Genomic DNA, 17,446 nt, shown 5'->3' with positions numbered 1-17,446 from the left:
CAAGAACACAAACATGACCTGATAAGGCTTTTTGCATGGCTGGCATTCAAAAAATGAATGGCTAGTCGTGGCTAGAGGGCGGGTGCCAAGGGGAAGTATTCATAGCGATGGAAAAAGGGGGCTATCGGTTACCGACCTGAATGAGTCGGTGACCTGCCGCCTTGAGCAGCCGGTTCATGACGGCTGCTCCCAGCCCTTCGCGCGAGCAGGCTTCAGCCACAATATATGTGGCCCCCTGCTCATCGCAGCTGCGCAGCGCGGCGTACAGCCGGCGCGCTGCTTCCTCCAGCTCGCTGGCTTCGCCCAGCGAGAACACGGCATCGGCGCGGTACTGCTCCGCGTGCTCGGCGAACGCCAGCACCGCGGTGCGCTCCCCGCGCTGCGCCGCCTCTGCGAGGGCGGCGCTGATCCAGGCCGCCACCGCTGCGGGCGGCCCCTCCACCACGCACAGCGCACCTGTGGGCGCGTAGTGCGTGTACTTCATGCCCGGCGAGCGCGGCGCCGGGCTATCATCGCCACCGGGCCCCTCGGCGAGCAGCGCCGGGTCCGTGGCGACACGGGTGGCAACGGCGGACAGCTGTTCCGCCGTAATGCCGCCAGGGCGCAGGATGGTGACGGTACCGTCGTCACCGACCTGCACCACCGTGGACTCGACGCCCACCCCGGTGGGGCCGCCGTCCACGATGCCGCCGATGCGGCCTGCCAGATCCTCGCGTACATGTGCAGCGAGGGTCGGGCTTGGCCGCCCGGAGCGGTTGGCGCTCGGCGCGGCGACCGGGCATTCCGCCGCCGCGATCAACTGCAAAGCCACCGGATGATCCGGCATCCGCACGGCCACCGTGTCCAAACCGGCGGTAACCCGCGGGGATACCGCCCCAGGCCTAACCGGCAGCACAAGCGTAAGCGGCCCCGGCCAGAAGGCTGCCATCAGAGCCTCCGCTGTGCCATTCACTTCCGTGACCAGTGAATCCAACTGGTCACGCTGTGCAATATGAACAATCAGCGGATTGTCTGAAGGCCGCCCCTTGGCTGCAAATACAGCTTCCACCGCAGCTGTACTGCGAGCGTCTGCACCCAGACCGTATACCGTCTCGGTTGGGAATGCCACGGTCTGCCCTTGACGAAGACAGGCTGCAGCATCCTGTAGGTCAGCAAGAGCCTGTTTATACGCACTCCCTTTTGCCGCCTCATCCTTGTTCTCATTGGTTACCAGTACATTGACATCCCACATACTTGTAACCATTTTCTCTGTACTTTCATCGTTCTCCATACCTTTCATGGAAGACTGATGCAATTGCTCGTTTTCTCTCATCATATATCCATCATTCCTAAACTTCAGTAGGGTAGTTAATGCAAGACATCCCACTTCCGCGATGCCTTCTTCGCTTATATTTTCTGATTCCTATAATTATAACATATCTGCTCTGCCCGAGGATGCGGTCTGAATCTTACCAGCGATTAACATCACATAGTCTCTGACTCAAACCCATAATAAAACAAAAGGGCACTTCCCTGAATCGAAGTCCCCCTGATAAAGCTTATATCTAGCATTATGTTATGCAAACAATCCCGATACCCAATCCCATAATTTGATCGCCATATCCCACAGGAAGAAACGTGCTTCCGGTGTAGCTGCCTGCACAGATGCTTGTGCGTCCCCAGGCTCAGCAGCTGCTGATGCTGTTGCTGTTGAAGGCTTCGCCAGTGCATCACCTGTTCCTGCATCTATGAAGCATAATGGTGGAAACAACACACACCACCAGTTTTGTCCTTCACCTTTTCCCAGTGTTATCCGCACTGCTTCATAATCTCCAGCAGGATATACGGTGCCGCCATATAATTTGGTTGGAAACGGAACCACCCCAAGTTCCACCTGATATGAATAGGTTAAGCCACGATTGGCAAGCTCTTCTCCCACACGATCCTCTATTTCAGATAGATGCTGACGAATGACCCCACGCGCTTCTTCCAGACTTTGCGGATTCTCCAGTTCGGTTACCCACTCATTCATTTGGGCAACGACGGCGTCACGAATCTCGCGTTTGACCAACTGATCTCCCGCTGCATCCGAGTTTGCGAGAATACGCAAACGAATGGATTGTTCCGGAATCGCTGTGGCCGCCACAGCTGCATCGGTTTTCTGACCTTCCCACATCATAATAATCATCATAAGACATACAATTATAAGTCCAATTTGTTTCACGATTTTTCTGCTCATTCCATTCTCCCCCTCGGCTCCCGTGATCATGATCCCTGTAACTCTCTCATGTCTATCAGTATGCCCGGAAGAGACGGAAGTAAACCTGCTAGATTACAAATCTACTAAAATTTTAATAGGCGGGTAAGACTTAAAACGAAAGGACTATTATCTCCCTCATGAAACTGGCGAAAAGTCAAAAAAGCGCCTGCCTATGGAACACTTTTTGGCTGGCACTTCTTTGATTAATCTAAAACTCTATCCTAGCCTTGATGTTCCATTTAGCATGCTGTTTGAATACCCTTGCTTCTCGGCTTCTCGATTATTTATTCACCCGGAAAGCTTCCCAAGCCCCGCCAACCGAATTGCGGCTCGCTACAAGTTTACCGCCGTTATTCAGATCACAGGTCACATACAGGTTATTGGCGAGAGCCTGCAATGCGATTGTTCCATCACCCAAATCTACACGATTGAACTTCTCCCATTGCTGAATGGTTGTGGCTTTTGCGATCAGGGCACCACCCAGAATAACATCTGCTGTGACATATTTATTATTGATTTTGGACTTGAGGGATATCGTTCCATCGGAGTTCGTGATCCATTCAAAAAGCTCCCAGTCTCCTGCCGTCGTCCGATTTGCGACAAGCTGGTCATTGCCCTGATTATCAGCAGAGACGATTTGCTGATTGGCTTGAGCAACAAGATAGTTGTACCCACTTGGATTTGGAGGCTGCACCGTGCCCCCACCTGTAACCTCTGAATATACAGCCTGAAGCAGCGCACCTGAGCGGTCATTGCTGTACTCCCAGAACATGATGCCACCCAGATTGCTGTTTTTCACATATTGCACCTTCAGGCTGAGTGATTGCGGGTCATCATAGGAGATAAAGGTATTTCCATTAAACAGATAAGGAGCTTGGGCACTGCTGTCCCAGTATCGTGTATATCCGTTTTTATTCAAATACTGGCTGACAATAGTGTTGTAGTCGGGTTCAAAACCACCTGAACCGGGCCTGTCCAAACCATTGTTCGAATTCTGAACCCCAGTCCAGGCCCGGCCATAAAAGGCTCCGCCAATGACCAGTTTGTTCGCGGGAACACCGCTATTTCTGAACAGATTGACCGCAGACGTTACACTAATATCTCTTCCGGACAGATTCGTATGATGCCCAGTGGTTGCATCCCAGGTTCCATGAAAATCGTAAGTCATCAGATTGATCCAATCGAGCAGAGGCGTGATATTATTGATCTCCACACCGTTCAGATAACTGCTGCTCGCTCCGGCGGCAATGGTCAGTAGATATTGTTTGCCATTAATCTGTCCTTGAGCATTCAGCTTCTCCCGCACCTTCGAGAGCAGTTGTGTGAAGTTTTGTTTATCCTGTGGCCGCGCAGTTGTACCAGCAGCAGGGTTGGTCGGATATTCCCAATCTAGATCGACGCCATCCAAATTGTTGGAGGTTACCAGTTGCACAATGCTGTCAGCAAAGGTTGTGCGTGAGGCGTCCGTTAGCGCAGCGTCTGAAAAACCGTTAGCTCCCCAGCCACCAACAGACAATAACACCTTCAGATCAGGGTTTCTGGATTTCAATCCAACCATCATTTGCAGTTTGGTACGATCTGAATTTGTAATTGTTGCTTTACCGTTAGAGATGAGAGCGAAGGAATAATTGATATGAGAGAGCTGTTCTGCCTTGATATCATTCGCGGTCCAGTTGGCCCAACCAGCCACATAAGCAATAATTTTCTTCGGAAGAGGAGCTGCGTCAGCTTGTTTCGCTGGTCCGATGGCAAATGTTGAAACAGTTAGTGCAAAAGATAAAAACAAGAGCATGAACACTTTTACAAATGAAGGGATCGTACCAACTCGATTTAGGTTCATTATATAACTCTCCTTTGGGGTTTTAATTTTAGGAATTCAGCAGCACCCTTACATTTTGGTTAGCAGGAGGATCACGCCCTGTACTCCCTACTACTTCTCTCGTTAATGCCGCTGAAAGACTATGTTTGTTGATCCACATCGCCTTTTCACCCTCTCTTTCCCAATCAAATTAGAATCAAAGGAAGCGTTTACAATTAAATGTAATCGATTTCATTTATGAGAAAAAGAAATCTGGTTCGCAGAAAATCATGGATGGAATAAATAGATTCGCAGATAAAAGTAGGCTAACTTAAATAGGATCATAGTACATTAAGCTGAAGGGCAATGGGATATCAAAGGATCTTTATAGCTGAAATATTTTGATAATCTAGGGAAGAATACACCAGCGAATTACGGTTACATTCATCATTGGCATGACTGGGTGTATGGATGAGGAGTAGGTTCATAACCCACTTTCAAAGTATTGATTACTGTCTAACGTGTAGAGTGTATAAGTAGGCGGGCAAGTTACTGATATAATCTAGTTAAAATTAGGATAATACAGAATTGAAATATTTGTCAATAAAAATTAAATTTGTCATTCTTCCAAAGTTACAAATTCACATCTATTTTAAAAACAAAAAAAGACCTTCACCTGACAGCCGCAGGCAAAGATCGGACTAGCACACAAATCACTTACTGCTCCATAACATACTCCAACACCCTTGGGAAGATGGATGTCCAAGGCAAAGTTGAATCATACCAAAGTTTAAGTTCACGCTGTTGTCTTTTCCTTTTTGACCATACTCCATAAACGTTCCAGCAAGGTTGGTCGTTGTTCTCCCATAAGAAGCTCGTCCTCGTCTTCCTGACCATACAATTTAATGCTCATCACCAGCCCGATACAAGCCATATTAATGAGCAACGAGGTTCCCCCATAGCTGATAAACGGTAGCGTAATGCCCGTTAGCGGCATCAGCCCGAGGAAAGCGCCAATATTTTCAAACACCTGATATAACAACATGCCGATAATCCCTACAATCACGACAGGTCCTGCCCTATCTCTACATTGTAATGCGATTAACACCATACGATGAATGAGGATAAAATACATTAAGAGCAGAACAGATCCACCTACAAAACCAAACTCCTCAGCAATGACCACAAAAATGGAATCTGAATATGTGTACGGTACACGCCCCGATTGGACGGATGTGCCCTGCATGTAACCTTTGCCTGTTATGCCTCCCGAGCCTATGGCGAGACCCGCATTTTTCGTATGCCAGGAAGCTTTCGACGTTGCTTTATCCGGTACAAGCCAGGGATCAATTCGCTCGGCCCAATGCTCCCTGTTCGCCTTTTCCAAGAAGGTAAAAATCTCATCGTGATACGACGTATATGCTTTGACGAATCCAAAAAAGGTGATTCCCACAATAGCAAGAGCAATTAATGCATGAGACCACTTGATATTCCCTATCCATAACACAGCAACCAGAATCACGATGTATCCGAGGGCGTTGCCCAGGTCATTCTGAATCATTACGAGTGCAAAGGGAACGAACGTCCATAAACCAATGGGCACGATATCTTTCCAGAAATGAAGCGTAGAATTTTTTCTTTTGACCAATAAATGAGCTAGAAACAGAATTAAGATCATTTTAAACAATTCTGCCGGTTGAAAAGAAAGATAATCATTAATCTTTATCCAGCCATTCGCATTATTAATAGGTCCGCCAATAAAGTTGACAAGAACCAGTAGAATGATCCCCACTGCGTAAATATAAAATGCATATTGGATATACAGTTTATAATTCACTAATCCAATACCGATGATGGCTAGGAATCCAATCCCGTAAAACAGCAAGGTTTTGATATGATGATTGCCCAATTTCGGATCGGACTGAATCGCACTGTACACCGTAAATACACTCATGACCATAAGCAGCAACAACACAAACAGAATAACCCCATCCATCTTCTTCAGCATTCTCAGCATGTTCCCACATATCCCCCTGAGGTTTAATACCCAATAATTATTTCCATTAGTCTTTAATATTACCATTGTATAGAATTGGAAGACAAATTGGAAATCCGTCAAATAAATAACGAAAAACCCTGAAACCCACAGATCCATCTTGCTCTAATCTGTTGATTCCAGGGTTAGCTTATATCGTATTCACTTGCAAAGAGTCTGGCCTAGGATCAAAACTATTGCTCCTGCTGTGTTGATTTGCGTCTAAATAATTTCAATACCAGTTCCGTAATGCTTGGCTGTTCTGAGGAACCGAGTATATCCTCGTTCTCTTCTGTATGCACTTTGATACTCATCACAAGTCCCATACTAAGCATGTTGAGCACAAGCGAGGTTCCCCCGAAACTGATAAACGGCAGTGTAATCCCTGTCAGCGGCATCAGACCAATGAACGGACCAATGTTGACAAAGATCTGGTAGAGCAGCATCGCTATAATACCGACAATCAGGTATGGCCCTGCCCTATCCTTACACTCCAGTGCAATCAGCACCAGCCTGTGGATCAAGATAAAGTAGAGCAGCAGCAACACCGATGCTCCAACAAAACCAAATTCTTCACCAATCTGCACAAAGATCGAGTCCGCGTAGGCCAGCGGCACCCGATTCGACTGAATCGTGGTACCTTCCATGTATCCTTTACCACTAATACCTCCAGAACCTATAGCCAACTTGGCATTGTAGGTCTGCCAGAGCACGTCCCTTGACGTCTGATCCGGTACAAGCCAAGGGTCGAAACGATCTGCCCAGTGAGAGCGACCAATGTCCTTCAGAAATTTTACAATTTCATCATGGTAATGAATATAGGCTTGTGTCCCACCGATCAAAGCGGCCACGGCTATGACAAAACCGATCAGGGCATGCGTGAATTTGATATTGCCTATCCAGAGAAGCCCTACCAGGATAACGACATAACTCAGTGCATTCCCCAAGTCATTTTGAAGCAAGACGAGAAGCAACGGGGGAAGCACACAGAGTGAAATCGGGATGACATCTCGTCCAAAAAACAACGGCCTGTTTTTCTTCCTCGCCAGAAGCGCTGACAGGAAGACAATCAGACATAGCTTGAACAACTCCGCAGGCTGCAAGCTCAGACCAAATATGGATAACCATCCTTGAGCACCGTAATACTCCTGACCGATAAACATGACCAGGATAAGCAAAATCATGCCTACCGCGTAGATGTATAGATAATTTTTAATAATCACTTTGTAGTTGATCATGGACATCCCGAAAAAGACGATAAAACCTATAATGTAAAATATTACGGCTCTTTTGGGGAAGGCTTCCCATTTCGGTCTGCCGAAGGTAGTACTGTAGATCGACAAGATACTGATGACCATCAGAATGAGTAATATAAAAACAATCGAATAGTCTATTTTTTTGAATTTATGCAGCATGTAGTTATGTTCCTCCAAGCATTCAGCAATCTTCGGTATATCTCATTGTAGAGGATTTCACGGCAAAAAGAAAACCCGTGGAACCTTACATTTTCGTCACCTGTTCCGAAGTACGAACACCCAGTACATGCCGTTCAATGCCTGCAAGGTCTGGCACGACGATAATCTCCGGCCAATATCCGGCCGATTCAAGCAGAGCTGCGATGTCCCCAGCCTGACCCTGACCCAGCTCAAAACCGATGATCTGCGGCGGTGCAGGCAGCAGCGCTAGCTGCTCCAGCATGATGCGGTACGGCCCCAGTCCATCGGGGCCGCCGTCCAGTGCCGTGCGCGGCTCATGGTCGCGCACCTCGGGCTGCAACCCGGCGATATCTGCCGCCGGGATGTAAGGCGGGTTGGACACCAGGATGTCCACCCGTGCCCCTGCGAACGGGGCCAGCAGATCGCCTTCACGGAAGTCGATCTGTACCCCGTTCGCGGCCGCGTTCCGCGCGGCCACTTGCAGGGCAGCCGCCGAGATATCTCCGGCGCCTACCTGCCAGCGCGGGCGCTGCGAAGCCATCGTCACTGCGATGGCGCCGCTGCCCGTGCCAATGTCGACGGCGAGCGGAGCGCCGCCGGGAAACACGCGGTCGGCTTCGCGCAGCACAGCCTCGACCAGCAGCTCAGTCTCCGGCCGCGGGATCAGCACGGCCGGCGTTACCTCGAACGGCAGCCCGTAGAACTCCTGGCTGCCGATAATGTACTGCGCCGGCTCACCTGCAGCCTTACGCGTGACGGCGTCTTCCCAGCGACTACGAAGATCGCTGGGAAAGGGCTCCGGCTGCATCATATAGTACTCGGCCCCTTCGCGGCCGAGTACATGTTCCAGCAGCAGCCGGGCATTGTTGTGCGGCTCGTACACGCCGCACTTCTCCAAAAAAGAGGAAGCCTCCACGAAGGCTTCCCGACAACTCTGTTCCGGCGTCATGACAAACTGCGCGCGGGTCACAGCATTATTCTCCTCTATCCATCATATCCGTCTGCTCGGCAATCGTCAGCGCAGACACGATATCAGCAATCTCACCATTCATGATTTGATCTAGCTTGTGCATCGTCAAACCGATACGGTGATCCGTAACACGGCTTTGTGGGAAATTATAGGTACGAATCCGCTCACTGCGGTCACCTGTACCCACTTTGCTCTTCCGTTCACTCGAAATCTTCGCTTCTTCTTCCTGACGCATCATATCGAAGATACGCGTACGCAGAACCTGCAATGCTTTTTCCTTATTCGAGTTCTGGGATTTACCATCCTGACAAGTAGCCACAATTCCCGTTGGAACGTGAGTTACCCGTACAGCCGATTTCGTGGTATTAACCGATTGTCCACCAGCACCACTGGAACAGAACGTATCTACACGGATATCTTTATCATGGATTTCAATATCGAAATCTTCGGCTTCAGGCATAACCGCTACTGTGGAAGTAGACGTATGAATCCGGCCGCCCGATTCCGTTGTAGGAATACGTTGCACACGGTGTGCGCCACTTTCGTATTTCATTTTGCTGTAAGCGCCGCGTCCATTAATGAGGAATACAACCTCTTTGAAGCCGCCCAGATCATTTGTGTTAACGTCCATCAGTTCGACGCGCCAGCCTTGCGTATCGGCATAACGTGTGTACATCCGATAGAGATCCGCTGCAAACAACGCCGCTTCATCGCCACCAGCAGCTCCACGAATTTCAACGATGACGTTTTTATCATCATTCGGGTCTTTTGGCAGCATGAGAACACGAATCAGATCGTCTAGTTCTTTCTGGCGAGTGCTCAGTTCATCAATTTCCATTTTGACCATTTCACGCATCTCGTCGTCCAGCTTCTCGCCCTGCATTTCTTTCGCAGCTTCAAGATCCTGGCTCACTTGTTTGTACTCATTGTATGCTTCATAGGTAGGCTGCAGATCCGATTGTTCTTTGGAATATTCCCGCAACTTCTTGTTGTCACTTGCTACATCCGGGTCACACAGCAGCTCGCTGAGTTTCTCGTAACGGTCGGCTAACGCCTGTAATTTATCAAACATGTATAGTCACCTCACGCGTTATTTTCGTTCCAGCATTCAAATTTCATTCGATTCCGATAGGCATTCATTGATGCGTTATCAGACCATTTATATTTCACAAGGCACGGAGTTCACAGAAATCCCTGACCGTAACATTTCATTTTATGATCGACGTATAACATCGCTACAACGTCATCAAATCCTTTACTTTTAAGTTATATAAAAGAAATCGCGTACCCGGTATCCACCCGCTTCAACTCATTAAGCTGAGGCGTGAAATTTAACATAGGTATACGACTCTTAATTATAGCATATTCTTATGTTCCTGAATAGCAACTGTTTGCGGATCCTGCATCCAAATTTTGATTCACTTATTCTAAGCAACCAAATTGATTTGCAAAGGACTATAAGAGATCATCCTCCAGCTGCTCAAGCACAACACTCCACCATGTATCCTCATTCAAGACACTCATCGGATCCTTTTCCACAAATAATAAACGAAGTTGCTTTAACACAAGCTTCCTCGCCGATTGAGAAGAAGATTGTTGTGAAGATATAATCTCACCCCGCCGAAAAGCAGCCAGCTTCGCCTGTGCTTGCTCGAGCGTCATCACAGTTGGCTCGTAGCTCTCCGAATTCTCATTAATAAATGCAGCATACCTTTGCAGAAACTCGATAAATAGAGTCAGATTGGAGTTCATGAGGCTGTAATCTCCCGTTTGCACATCCACCCTGTAGAGCGTACCCACATCCGTTTCCAGTCCCAATATAGCTGACGTCTCCTCATACTCATAGCCAATAGGAAGTAACGTTTTCCGATCATCCCGAGTCCTTATGAGACCTTGTTCTGTCAGAGGTTTAAAATGTATACCGAGCAAGTTCTCATCATCCAGACGGAGCTGTGGCAAGCCGGATATCAATAATAGTTCCTCCGTCTCCTCAGGCAAACGAGCAGAATGTACAAGCGCTTGATTATATCGAACGTACTTCGACTGTTTCTCCAACTTGCCACCTCCCATGAGCCTTCTTCCTTTTATTATATCCAGAGCGAGTAAACAATCCAGTAGATGTACAGGATATACAGACAATTTTATTGTTGGATACCTTAGGCTTATTGAAGATTATTCTGCGATATGTAAAAAGCCCTGCCATCTTCATAAGAAGACGACAGAGCTGCTATACTCGTAAATTCAAGTATGTTTTCTTATCTAGATTATCGAGATTAGACGTTGAAGCGGAAGTGCATAACGTCGCCGTCGCTGACAACATACTCTTTACCTTCTAGACGAAGTTGTCCACGTTCTTTCGCACCGTTCATGGAACCAGCAGCAACCAGATCGTCGTAGGAAACAACCTCTGCCCGGATGAATCCGCGCTCGAAGTCGGTGTGAATGACACCCGCTGCGCCAGGTGCTTTTGTACCCTTACGGATCGTCCAAGCACGAACTTCTTGTACGCCTGCTGTGAAGTACGTATACAGACCCAGCAATTTGTAAGCAGCTTTGATCAACAGGTTCAGACCGGAATCCTCGATACCGAGCTCTTCCAGGAACATTTGTTTATCTTCGCCTTCAAGCTCCGAGATCTCTTCTTCCACTTTCGCACTGATCGGCACCACTTCTGCATTTTCAGCAGCTGCGAATTCTCTTACTTTTTGCACATAAGCATTGTTCGCCACATCACCGATTTCGTCCTCAGCTACATTGGCTGCGTACAGAACAGGCTTCAGCGTAAGCAAATGCAGATCGCGTACGATCAGGCGTTCTTCGTCTGTAAGCTCCATGCTGCGTGCTGGCTTGTCTTCGTAGAGAACAGCCTTCACTTTCTCCAGTACTTCCACTTCCTGAGCAGCTGACTTGTTGCCGCCCTTCATGTTTTTCTTGGAGCGATCGATTTTTTTCTCAACACTCTCGATATCAGCCAGGATCAGCTCCAGATTGATCGTTTGGATGTCGCTTACCGGGTCAATTTTGCCATCGACGTGTGTGATGTTCTCGTCTACAAAGCAGCGTACCACGTGTACAATCGCGTCTACTTCACGAATGTGTGCAAGGAACTTGTTACCAAGACCTTCGCCTTTGCTCGCACCACGAACAAGACCTGCAATATCTACAAATTCAAACGCCGTTGGTACCGTTTTTTTCGGTACAACGAGTTCTGTCAATTTGTCCAAACGTTCATCCGGTACTTCAACGATCCCCACGTTAGGGTCAATCGTACAGAACGGATAGTTTGCCGATTCAGCACCAGCTTGTGTAATTGCGTTAAACAGTGTGGATTTACCTACGTTAGGCAAGCCCACGATTCCAGCTTTCAAAGCCATGTATATGACAACTCCTCATTGATTACTTGTTCGGTATGGATAATCCTATACATTATATATGACAAACCCCAAGGCATCAAGGAACTTCGCCAATTCGACCAGAGTACTATCCACTTCCCGAAATCCCCGGTTACTGCGGACGATTCGTTTTGCGTAGATCATACGTTTGACTTCGATTATCCGTGTTCAGGTTTACCCTTTGATTTCCTTGTACATCGTTAGATCGGTTACCTCGTACCCCATCTTGCGATACAGGCTGCTTGCCCGCACATTATGTCCAAACACATGCAGACCAATGCGATCTACGCCAAGACTCAAGGCTTCCCTTTCAAGTGCCTCCATCGTCTCTGTACCATAACCCTTGCCCCGATAGGCTTCTTCGACCACAATATCTAGCAAAAAAGCGTCTTTGCCACGGCGGTTATCCGTAACGTTAAACCAGATATAACCCACATTCCCGTCCACGGCATGTACCAGATTATAGAGGTAAGCACCCGGTGTATTCAGCCCTTCAGGCAAATACTTATCGTAGGCTGCCTCCGCAAGTCCCTGCGCCTCTTCCGCAGCCCAAGTACCCACCTCCACTTTCTCTTCTGCAAAATCTTTAATCGATCGAATACGGAAATTAGCATATTCTTCTTGATTCATGGGGATCAGTTCCATTGGTTTCCCTCCTAGTTCGAGTGTTCTATGTATGAACTTTTTGCACTCTATAGTATTGTATCTTGTTAAACCATGGTCTGCATGATGCAATTCAAGCCAAATCCTATACAACTTTTAGTTACCTCACTCTGTTTATATCTATATGAGAGAAAGGAGCAGAATACTTATGAATACGCGTCATCCCTTTTCAAAAAGGAAAATAATCATCCTATCTACAGTGATTCTCTTCATTGGATTAGTTATTTCTATGGGTTACCAGGCGATGGACCCCTTTAGACATTTAAGGATCACAATTTATAATCAGTCCGATTATGATCTTTCTAATATTACAGCACGTGTGAGCAGCGGCTTTGACTCGTCCAATACAAACAATGAGGGTACTATACACGCCTTAAAGAAAGATGTTCCCAGCGGTGAAAAAGTGAAGTTCGCTCCACAGCTGCGACTCTCCGGTGAAGGATCCATCTATCTGGAGTTTACGGACAGCCGTGGTGAAACCTATAACAAGACGGTATGCGGTTATACCGAATACTTGTCTGGCAACTCCTATGTAACTGTAACCAACGAAACGATAACTGTGAAAGAAGAATGTATGTAGCCTTTTTTCCCTGGTTTAACAACAAAAAGAGGCTCCCCAATACGCCATGACCTGACGGGGTGCCACTTTTAACACGTTAAAGTTATCAACTTGTAACGAATCACACACGTTCTATTAGATCTTAATTGCACAGAATTGGCGGGGTAACGAACCACATACGCTTTATACCCTCATTTTGCATGTCACATCATACGGTTTGCAGGAATAGCGTGTCTAAGGTTCGTTAGCCTATTCATCCCAAGCAAATGCACATAATAAAATGCATCCAATTCGTTAGCTCAGCTCACATATAACCAAATCGAGTCAACGCCGTTCCACCAGACGTGACGTCTGCTTCAAATCCTCGATCCGTCCTGCACCAATACCAAACATCACGGTACGCAGCTCGAATTCAACCTGTTCCAGCCGCTCATTCAGCGCATCATCGGAAGCGACCGCGGATTCGAGCAAAGATCGCCCGAAACCGGCCAGGTCTGCACCAAGCGCCAGCGCTTTGGCCGCATCCACGCCAGTGTACAATCCACCGCTGCCAATCAGAACACCTTCCGGGTTTACCGATCTCACTTCCTGAATACACTCAGCTGTCGGAATACCCCAATCTGCAAAGGCTTCTGCCGCCGCACGACGAACCGGATTAGAATTCCGGAACTTCTCGACCTGCACCCAGCTTGTACCACCTGCTCCAGCCACATCGATAAAGGCCACACCTGTTTCGTACAATCGCTGTGCCGTTACTCCATCGATGCCAAAACCCACTTCTTTCACGCCAACAGGTACATCCAATTGACGGCACAACTCCTCGATCCGCTGAAGTAATCCGCTAAAGTCTGTATTTCCCTCCGGCTGAAAAATCTCCTGCAAACTGTTCAGATGAAGCACAAGCATGTCCGCTCCCGCAATCTCAACAGCCCGCTGGAAATCAGCAGTGTTGAAGCCGTAATTTAGCTGCACCGCTCCAAGGTTCGCGATGACCGGAATATCCGGTGCCCAGCGCCGCACATCAAAGGTCGTTGCCAGCTCGGGCTGTTCCACGGCAGCCCGAATTGAACCTACGCCGAGTGCCCAGCCTCGGGCGTTCGCCACACGGGCTAGGCGCTCATTGATGGCGCCCGTTGTCTTGCTTCCACCCGTCATCGAACTGATGAGCAGGGGTGTGCGCACCCTTTTGCCAATAAACGCAGTCTCCAGACTTACCTCTTCAAAATTCAATTCAGGTAACGGGTTATGACGAAAAGCATACCGCTCCATTCCGCTGGTTACCCCTTCTCCTGCAACATTCTCTTCAAGACAGAGGCGCACATGTTCCAGCTTCCGTTCCCCCGTAGCCACCTCGGGAAGCAGCCGTTCGCCGGCTCGCTCTTGTTCATTCATGATGAGACCTCCTTATGTGAGAATAGTGCTGATGGACAGGATAATTGCCAGTTCCGGCTAGGTTCCGTTCAGGATTTTGCCCGATACAGCAGAGAGATTCTCAAAATATTAATTCTTATTATGTAACGTACAAACGGTATGATTTGGATCTATATTATAAATAATAATCACACTCAACGCATCAACTCTACCAGTATAACGTTTCCGGCCCGGCAATGGAAAGGGTGCCCCGAAACCCAACAATAACTTGAATTTCGAGGTCCAATTCATATTTGCTACTCAGATATTTGGAGGTTGGGTAAGTCATTCTGTTAAATGAATCTCTTCTATAACTTACGTTACGATTTCCGATGCAAGCTGCGCTCCAACAAGTTGCCCGGACAATGTCACAATTGGTGTTCCGCCGCCCGGATGCGTCGTTCCACCCACGTACCACAATCCTTGTACATCTTTGCTTTTGTTGCCGGGGCGCATGAAGGTCTGCTTCACGGAGTTGGACGAGATGCCGTAGATCGACCCTTGATGGGCCAGGGTTTCCCGTTCTATATGCTGTGGCGTGTACCGGATCAGGACATCCGACTGCTTCAATCCCGTAATCCCCCGCTCGGCCAGCTTCTCCAACACCAATTCTCCATAACGATCCATCTGCTCATCCCAATGCCAGGAGTCCGACAAATACGGAGCGTTCACCAGAATGAACAGATTGCTGGCTCCCGCTGGAGCCATACCCGCTTCCGAATAACCGGAATAACAGATGTAGATCGTGGGATCGGCAGGCATTTTTCGGTCACGGAAAATATGGTCAAACTCCGGTTCATACCGTTCCGGGAAAAAGACGGTATGGTGCAGCAGGGATTCATACTGTCTCCGCACACCAGCCAGTGTCACGAACCCCGAAATCGACGGCTCATACTTGCGAATTCGCTCATCGCTCATCTGTTTGCGATATTCTGGCGCAAGCAGCAGCCGATTGACGCTGAGCACATCTCCATTGGCAACAACCTGATCAGCTTCCCGGAAGCCCTGATCCGTATCCACACCTGCTACTTTGCCATTCCTGACAACAATTTGCTGGACTTCGATGCCAGTAACGATCTGCACCCCTTTTTCCTGTGCAAGCCGTGTCATTGCTTCTATTAGTTGATAGGTTCCACCCTTGACCCCATAGATGCCCTCTTCTGCTTCCACATGACCCATCATGGCAAAGATTGAAGGCGCCTGATATGGTGATGACCCAACATAGGTAGCATACCGACCGAGCATCGCAAGGGTATGAGGGTGTTGGAAATAAGAACGCAGCAGCTTATCCAGCTTCACTGTAGGTCGTACGCGCAGCAGACTGCGCAGCATTCGAAGATTATATTTATCCTTTGGCGACAACAGTAGCTTTCCAAGAAAATGACGATTAGCTTCCGCATACAGCGCAGCAGACTCATCCATAAATGCATCATAACGAGCCGCATCTTCCGGGCTGTAGGCAGCAATCTGCTCCTTCATCCACCCTCGATTGCCCGACAAATCGACCACGGTCCCATCTGCAAAACTATTACGTGTACGTGGTTCCAGCTCGTATAACTGCACGTAATCCTCCATCACTACACCTGCGTGATCGAAGACGGAACGGAAGCTTGCGGGCATCGTGATCGTACTTGGCCCTCGGTCAAAATGATATCCATCCTGCTCAATCTGCTGCAGCTTTCCTCCGACCCGCTCCTGCCTTTCCAGAATGGTGACCCGTACGCCCTGTGAAGCTAGCCGAATGGCACACGATAGACCTCCAAATCCTGCTCCGATAATAATGACGTTACCCTTCAACTGTACCGCCTACCTTTCCATACATACCCCTTGCCGGAACGACCTGCCTGCCAGGAAGCGATGCCGATCGCAATGACACATGCCATGCTAATCGGTTGCAGGAAAGCAAGCCACCAGGGTTGTCCTCCAGCGTGATCCGATACCCTTTTAACTGCCATCCCGAGTACGGTCCCCACAAGACCATAGATGATGGAAGTAGAATTGCCGGTCAACAAACCGATCATCAGACCGAGCGGAGGCACAATATACATCAGTGTATACATCAGCATCGTGCCTAACAGCAGCACATCTTTGCGCCCCATGCCTTCGTACATGTTTTTCTTATAGCCGTTCCACACTTCTGCACCATTCTGGTACATTCGTGTATTTGTCACATCATGAACATCGGTCAGCATAACGGGATGTCCCGCACGCTTAACCGCCTTCGCCAGACTCATGTCATCGACCAGATCAGCCTGGATTGCAGCATGTCCACCCGAGGCCTTATAACTGGAACGGTGAATGAGCAAAAACGCCCCTGTAGCGGCTACAAACATCGGATTAGATGATCTGCGTATCATGAAAATGGGGAGATGACTGATGATGGTGAACACCATCATGGGTACAACGAGCTTTTCCATCCAGGTCTTCGTGACCTGATAGGGGAATCCCGTTACGAGGCCGCCGCCCTGCTCACACCCCGCACCAATAGTCTGCCGGATGGCCTCAGGTTCCAAGCGAACATCGGCATCCACGAACATAAACCATTCACCCTTGGCCTCCTGCACCAGTCGGTGACAGGCATGAGATTTCCCCATCCAGCCTGCGGGAAGCTCCACACCATGCAGCAGGCGTACACGTGGATCATGATCGGCAATCGACTGAACTATGACTGCGGTCTCATCTTCGGAGCGATCATCCAGCACCAGTACTTCCATCTGGAATCCGGATGTATCGCTGGCAAGCACACTTTCCACACATCCTTGAATGTGCAGTTTCTCGTTGCGGGCAGGAATTAGCACAGATACCAGGATATCCTTGTCTTTCAATTCATCTGCGTTGAATGAACGTACTTTGGGCAGACAGGATACGTTCCATATTGCAAACATCAACTGAACGCCCAATACACAAGTCAGTATGATCCAACCTATTTCAGATGCACTCATCG

14 protein-coding genes are annotated in these 17,446 nt (G+C 48.5%); 1 reads left to right on the top strand and 13 read right to left on the bottom strand.

The features are described 5' to 3' along the window. Positions 1-121 precede the first annotated feature (121 nt). The 10 genes from ACR1R9_RS29995 to ACR1R9_RS29950 form a co-directional block, all read right to left on the bottom strand. Positions 122-1,231 (bottom strand): L-threonylcarbamoyladenylate synthase, encoded by a 1,110-nt coding sequence (locus ACR1R9_RS29995; protein ID WP_433923778.1) that lies wholly within the window; start codon positions 1,229-1,231, stop codon positions 122-124. Between the two features lie 324 nt (positions 1,232-1,555). Next, entirely contained in the window at positions 1,556-2,218 is a 663-nt protein-coding gene (spoIIR, locus tag ACR1R9_RS29990; protein WP_099857619.1) for a stage II sporulation protein R, read from the bottom strand. A 301-nt stretch (positions 2,219-2,519) separates the two neighbouring features. Then, a complete protein-coding gene (locus tag ACR1R9_RS29985; RefSeq protein ID WP_310854019.1) occupies positions 2,520-4,079 on the bottom strand; it encodes a glycosyl hydrolase family 18 protein in 1,560 nt (519 codons plus the stop codon). Between the two features lie 754 nt (positions 4,080-4,833). Continuing rightward, positions 4,834-6,054, bottom strand: coding sequence for an FtsW/RodA/SpoVE family cell cycle protein (locus ACR1R9_RS29980; protein ID WP_076287581.1), 1,221 nt, complete (start codon positions 6,052-6,054; stop codon positions 4,834-4,836). Positions 6,055-6,266: 212 nt separating this feature from the next. Beyond that, positions 6,267-7,487, bottom strand: a complete 1,221-nt coding sequence (locus ACR1R9_RS29975) for an FtsW/RodA/SpoVE family cell cycle protein (protein ID WP_076287580.1) — start codon at positions 7,485-7,487, stop codon at positions 6,267-6,269. A gap of 85 nt (positions 7,488-7,572) precedes the next feature. Then, a complete protein-coding gene (gene prmC / locus ACR1R9_RS29970; protein ID WP_175381525.1) occupies positions 7,573-8,457 on the bottom strand; it encodes a peptide chain release factor N(5)-glutamine methyltransferase in 885 nt (294 codons plus the stop codon). A gap of 25 nt (positions 8,458-8,482) precedes the next feature. Beyond that, on the bottom strand, positions 8,483-9,550 hold the full coding sequence (gene prfA, locus ACR1R9_RS29965) for a peptide chain release factor 1 (protein WP_063566965.1): 1,068 nt from the start codon (positions 9,548-9,550) through the stop codon (positions 8,483-8,485). 383 nt (positions 9,551-9,933) lie between these two features. Continuing rightward, positions 9,934-10,533, bottom strand: coding sequence for an SUKH-4 family immunity protein (locus ACR1R9_RS29960; RefSeq protein WP_433922036.1), 600 nt, complete (start codon positions 10,531-10,533; stop codon positions 9,934-9,936). Positions 10,534-10,751: 218 nt separating this feature from the next. Continuing rightward, positions 10,752-11,852 (bottom strand): redox-regulated ATPase YchF, encoded by a 1,101-nt coding sequence (ychF, locus tag ACR1R9_RS29955; RefSeq protein ID WP_063566964.1) that lies wholly within the window; start codon positions 11,850-11,852, stop codon positions 10,752-10,754. Between the two features lie 192 nt (positions 11,853-12,044). After that, positions 12,045-12,515: a GNAT family N-acetyltransferase gene (locus tag ACR1R9_RS29950; protein WP_433922037.1), complete on the bottom strand. Its 471-nt coding sequence runs from the start codon at positions 12,513-12,515 to the stop codon at positions 12,045-12,047. Positions 12,516-12,681: 166 nt separating this feature from the next. Here ACR1R9_RS29950 and ACR1R9_RS29945 point away from each other — a divergent pair, with 166 nt between their 5' ends. Continuing rightward, positions 12,682-13,113: a hypothetical protein gene (locus ACR1R9_RS29945; protein ID WP_433922038.1), complete on the top strand. Its 432-nt coding sequence runs from the start codon at positions 12,682-12,684 to the stop codon at positions 13,111-13,113. 303 nt (positions 13,114-13,416) lie between these two features. Here ACR1R9_RS29945 and fni read toward each other — a convergent pair whose 3' ends face one another. From fni to ACR1R9_RS29930, 3 genes are all read right to left on the bottom strand, one after another. Then, positions 13,417-14,484: a type 2 isopentenyl-diphosphate Delta-isomerase gene (gene fni, locus ACR1R9_RS29940; protein WP_433922039.1), complete on the bottom strand. Its 1,068-nt coding sequence runs from the start codon at positions 14,482-14,484 to the stop codon at positions 13,417-13,419. Positions 14,485-14,817: 333 nt separating this feature from the next. After that, positions 14,818-16,299 (bottom strand): phytoene desaturase family protein, encoded by a 1,482-nt coding sequence (locus tag ACR1R9_RS29935; protein WP_433922040.1) that lies wholly within the window; start codon positions 16,297-16,299, stop codon positions 14,818-14,820. Beyond that, the gene (locus ACR1R9_RS29930) at positions 16,296-17,444 is read right to left on the bottom strand and encodes a glycosyltransferase (RefSeq protein ID WP_433922041.1); all 1,149 of its coding nucleotides are present in this window, start codon (positions 17,442-17,444) and stop codon (positions 16,296-16,298) included. The genes ACR1R9_RS29935 and ACR1R9_RS29930 overlap by 4 nt, the downstream gene beginning before the upstream one ends. Positions 17,445-17,446 lie beyond the last annotated feature (2 nt).

The sequence above is a fragment of the Paenibacillus taichungensis genome, assembly GCF_050994985.1.
In the GTDB taxonomy this organism is placed as follows: domain Bacteria; phylum Bacillota; class Bacilli; order Paenibacillales; family Paenibacillaceae; genus Paenibacillus; species Paenibacillus taichungensis.
Note: the sequence above shows the minus strand (reverse complement) of the source record. Positions and strands in the feature narration are given on the sequence as shown.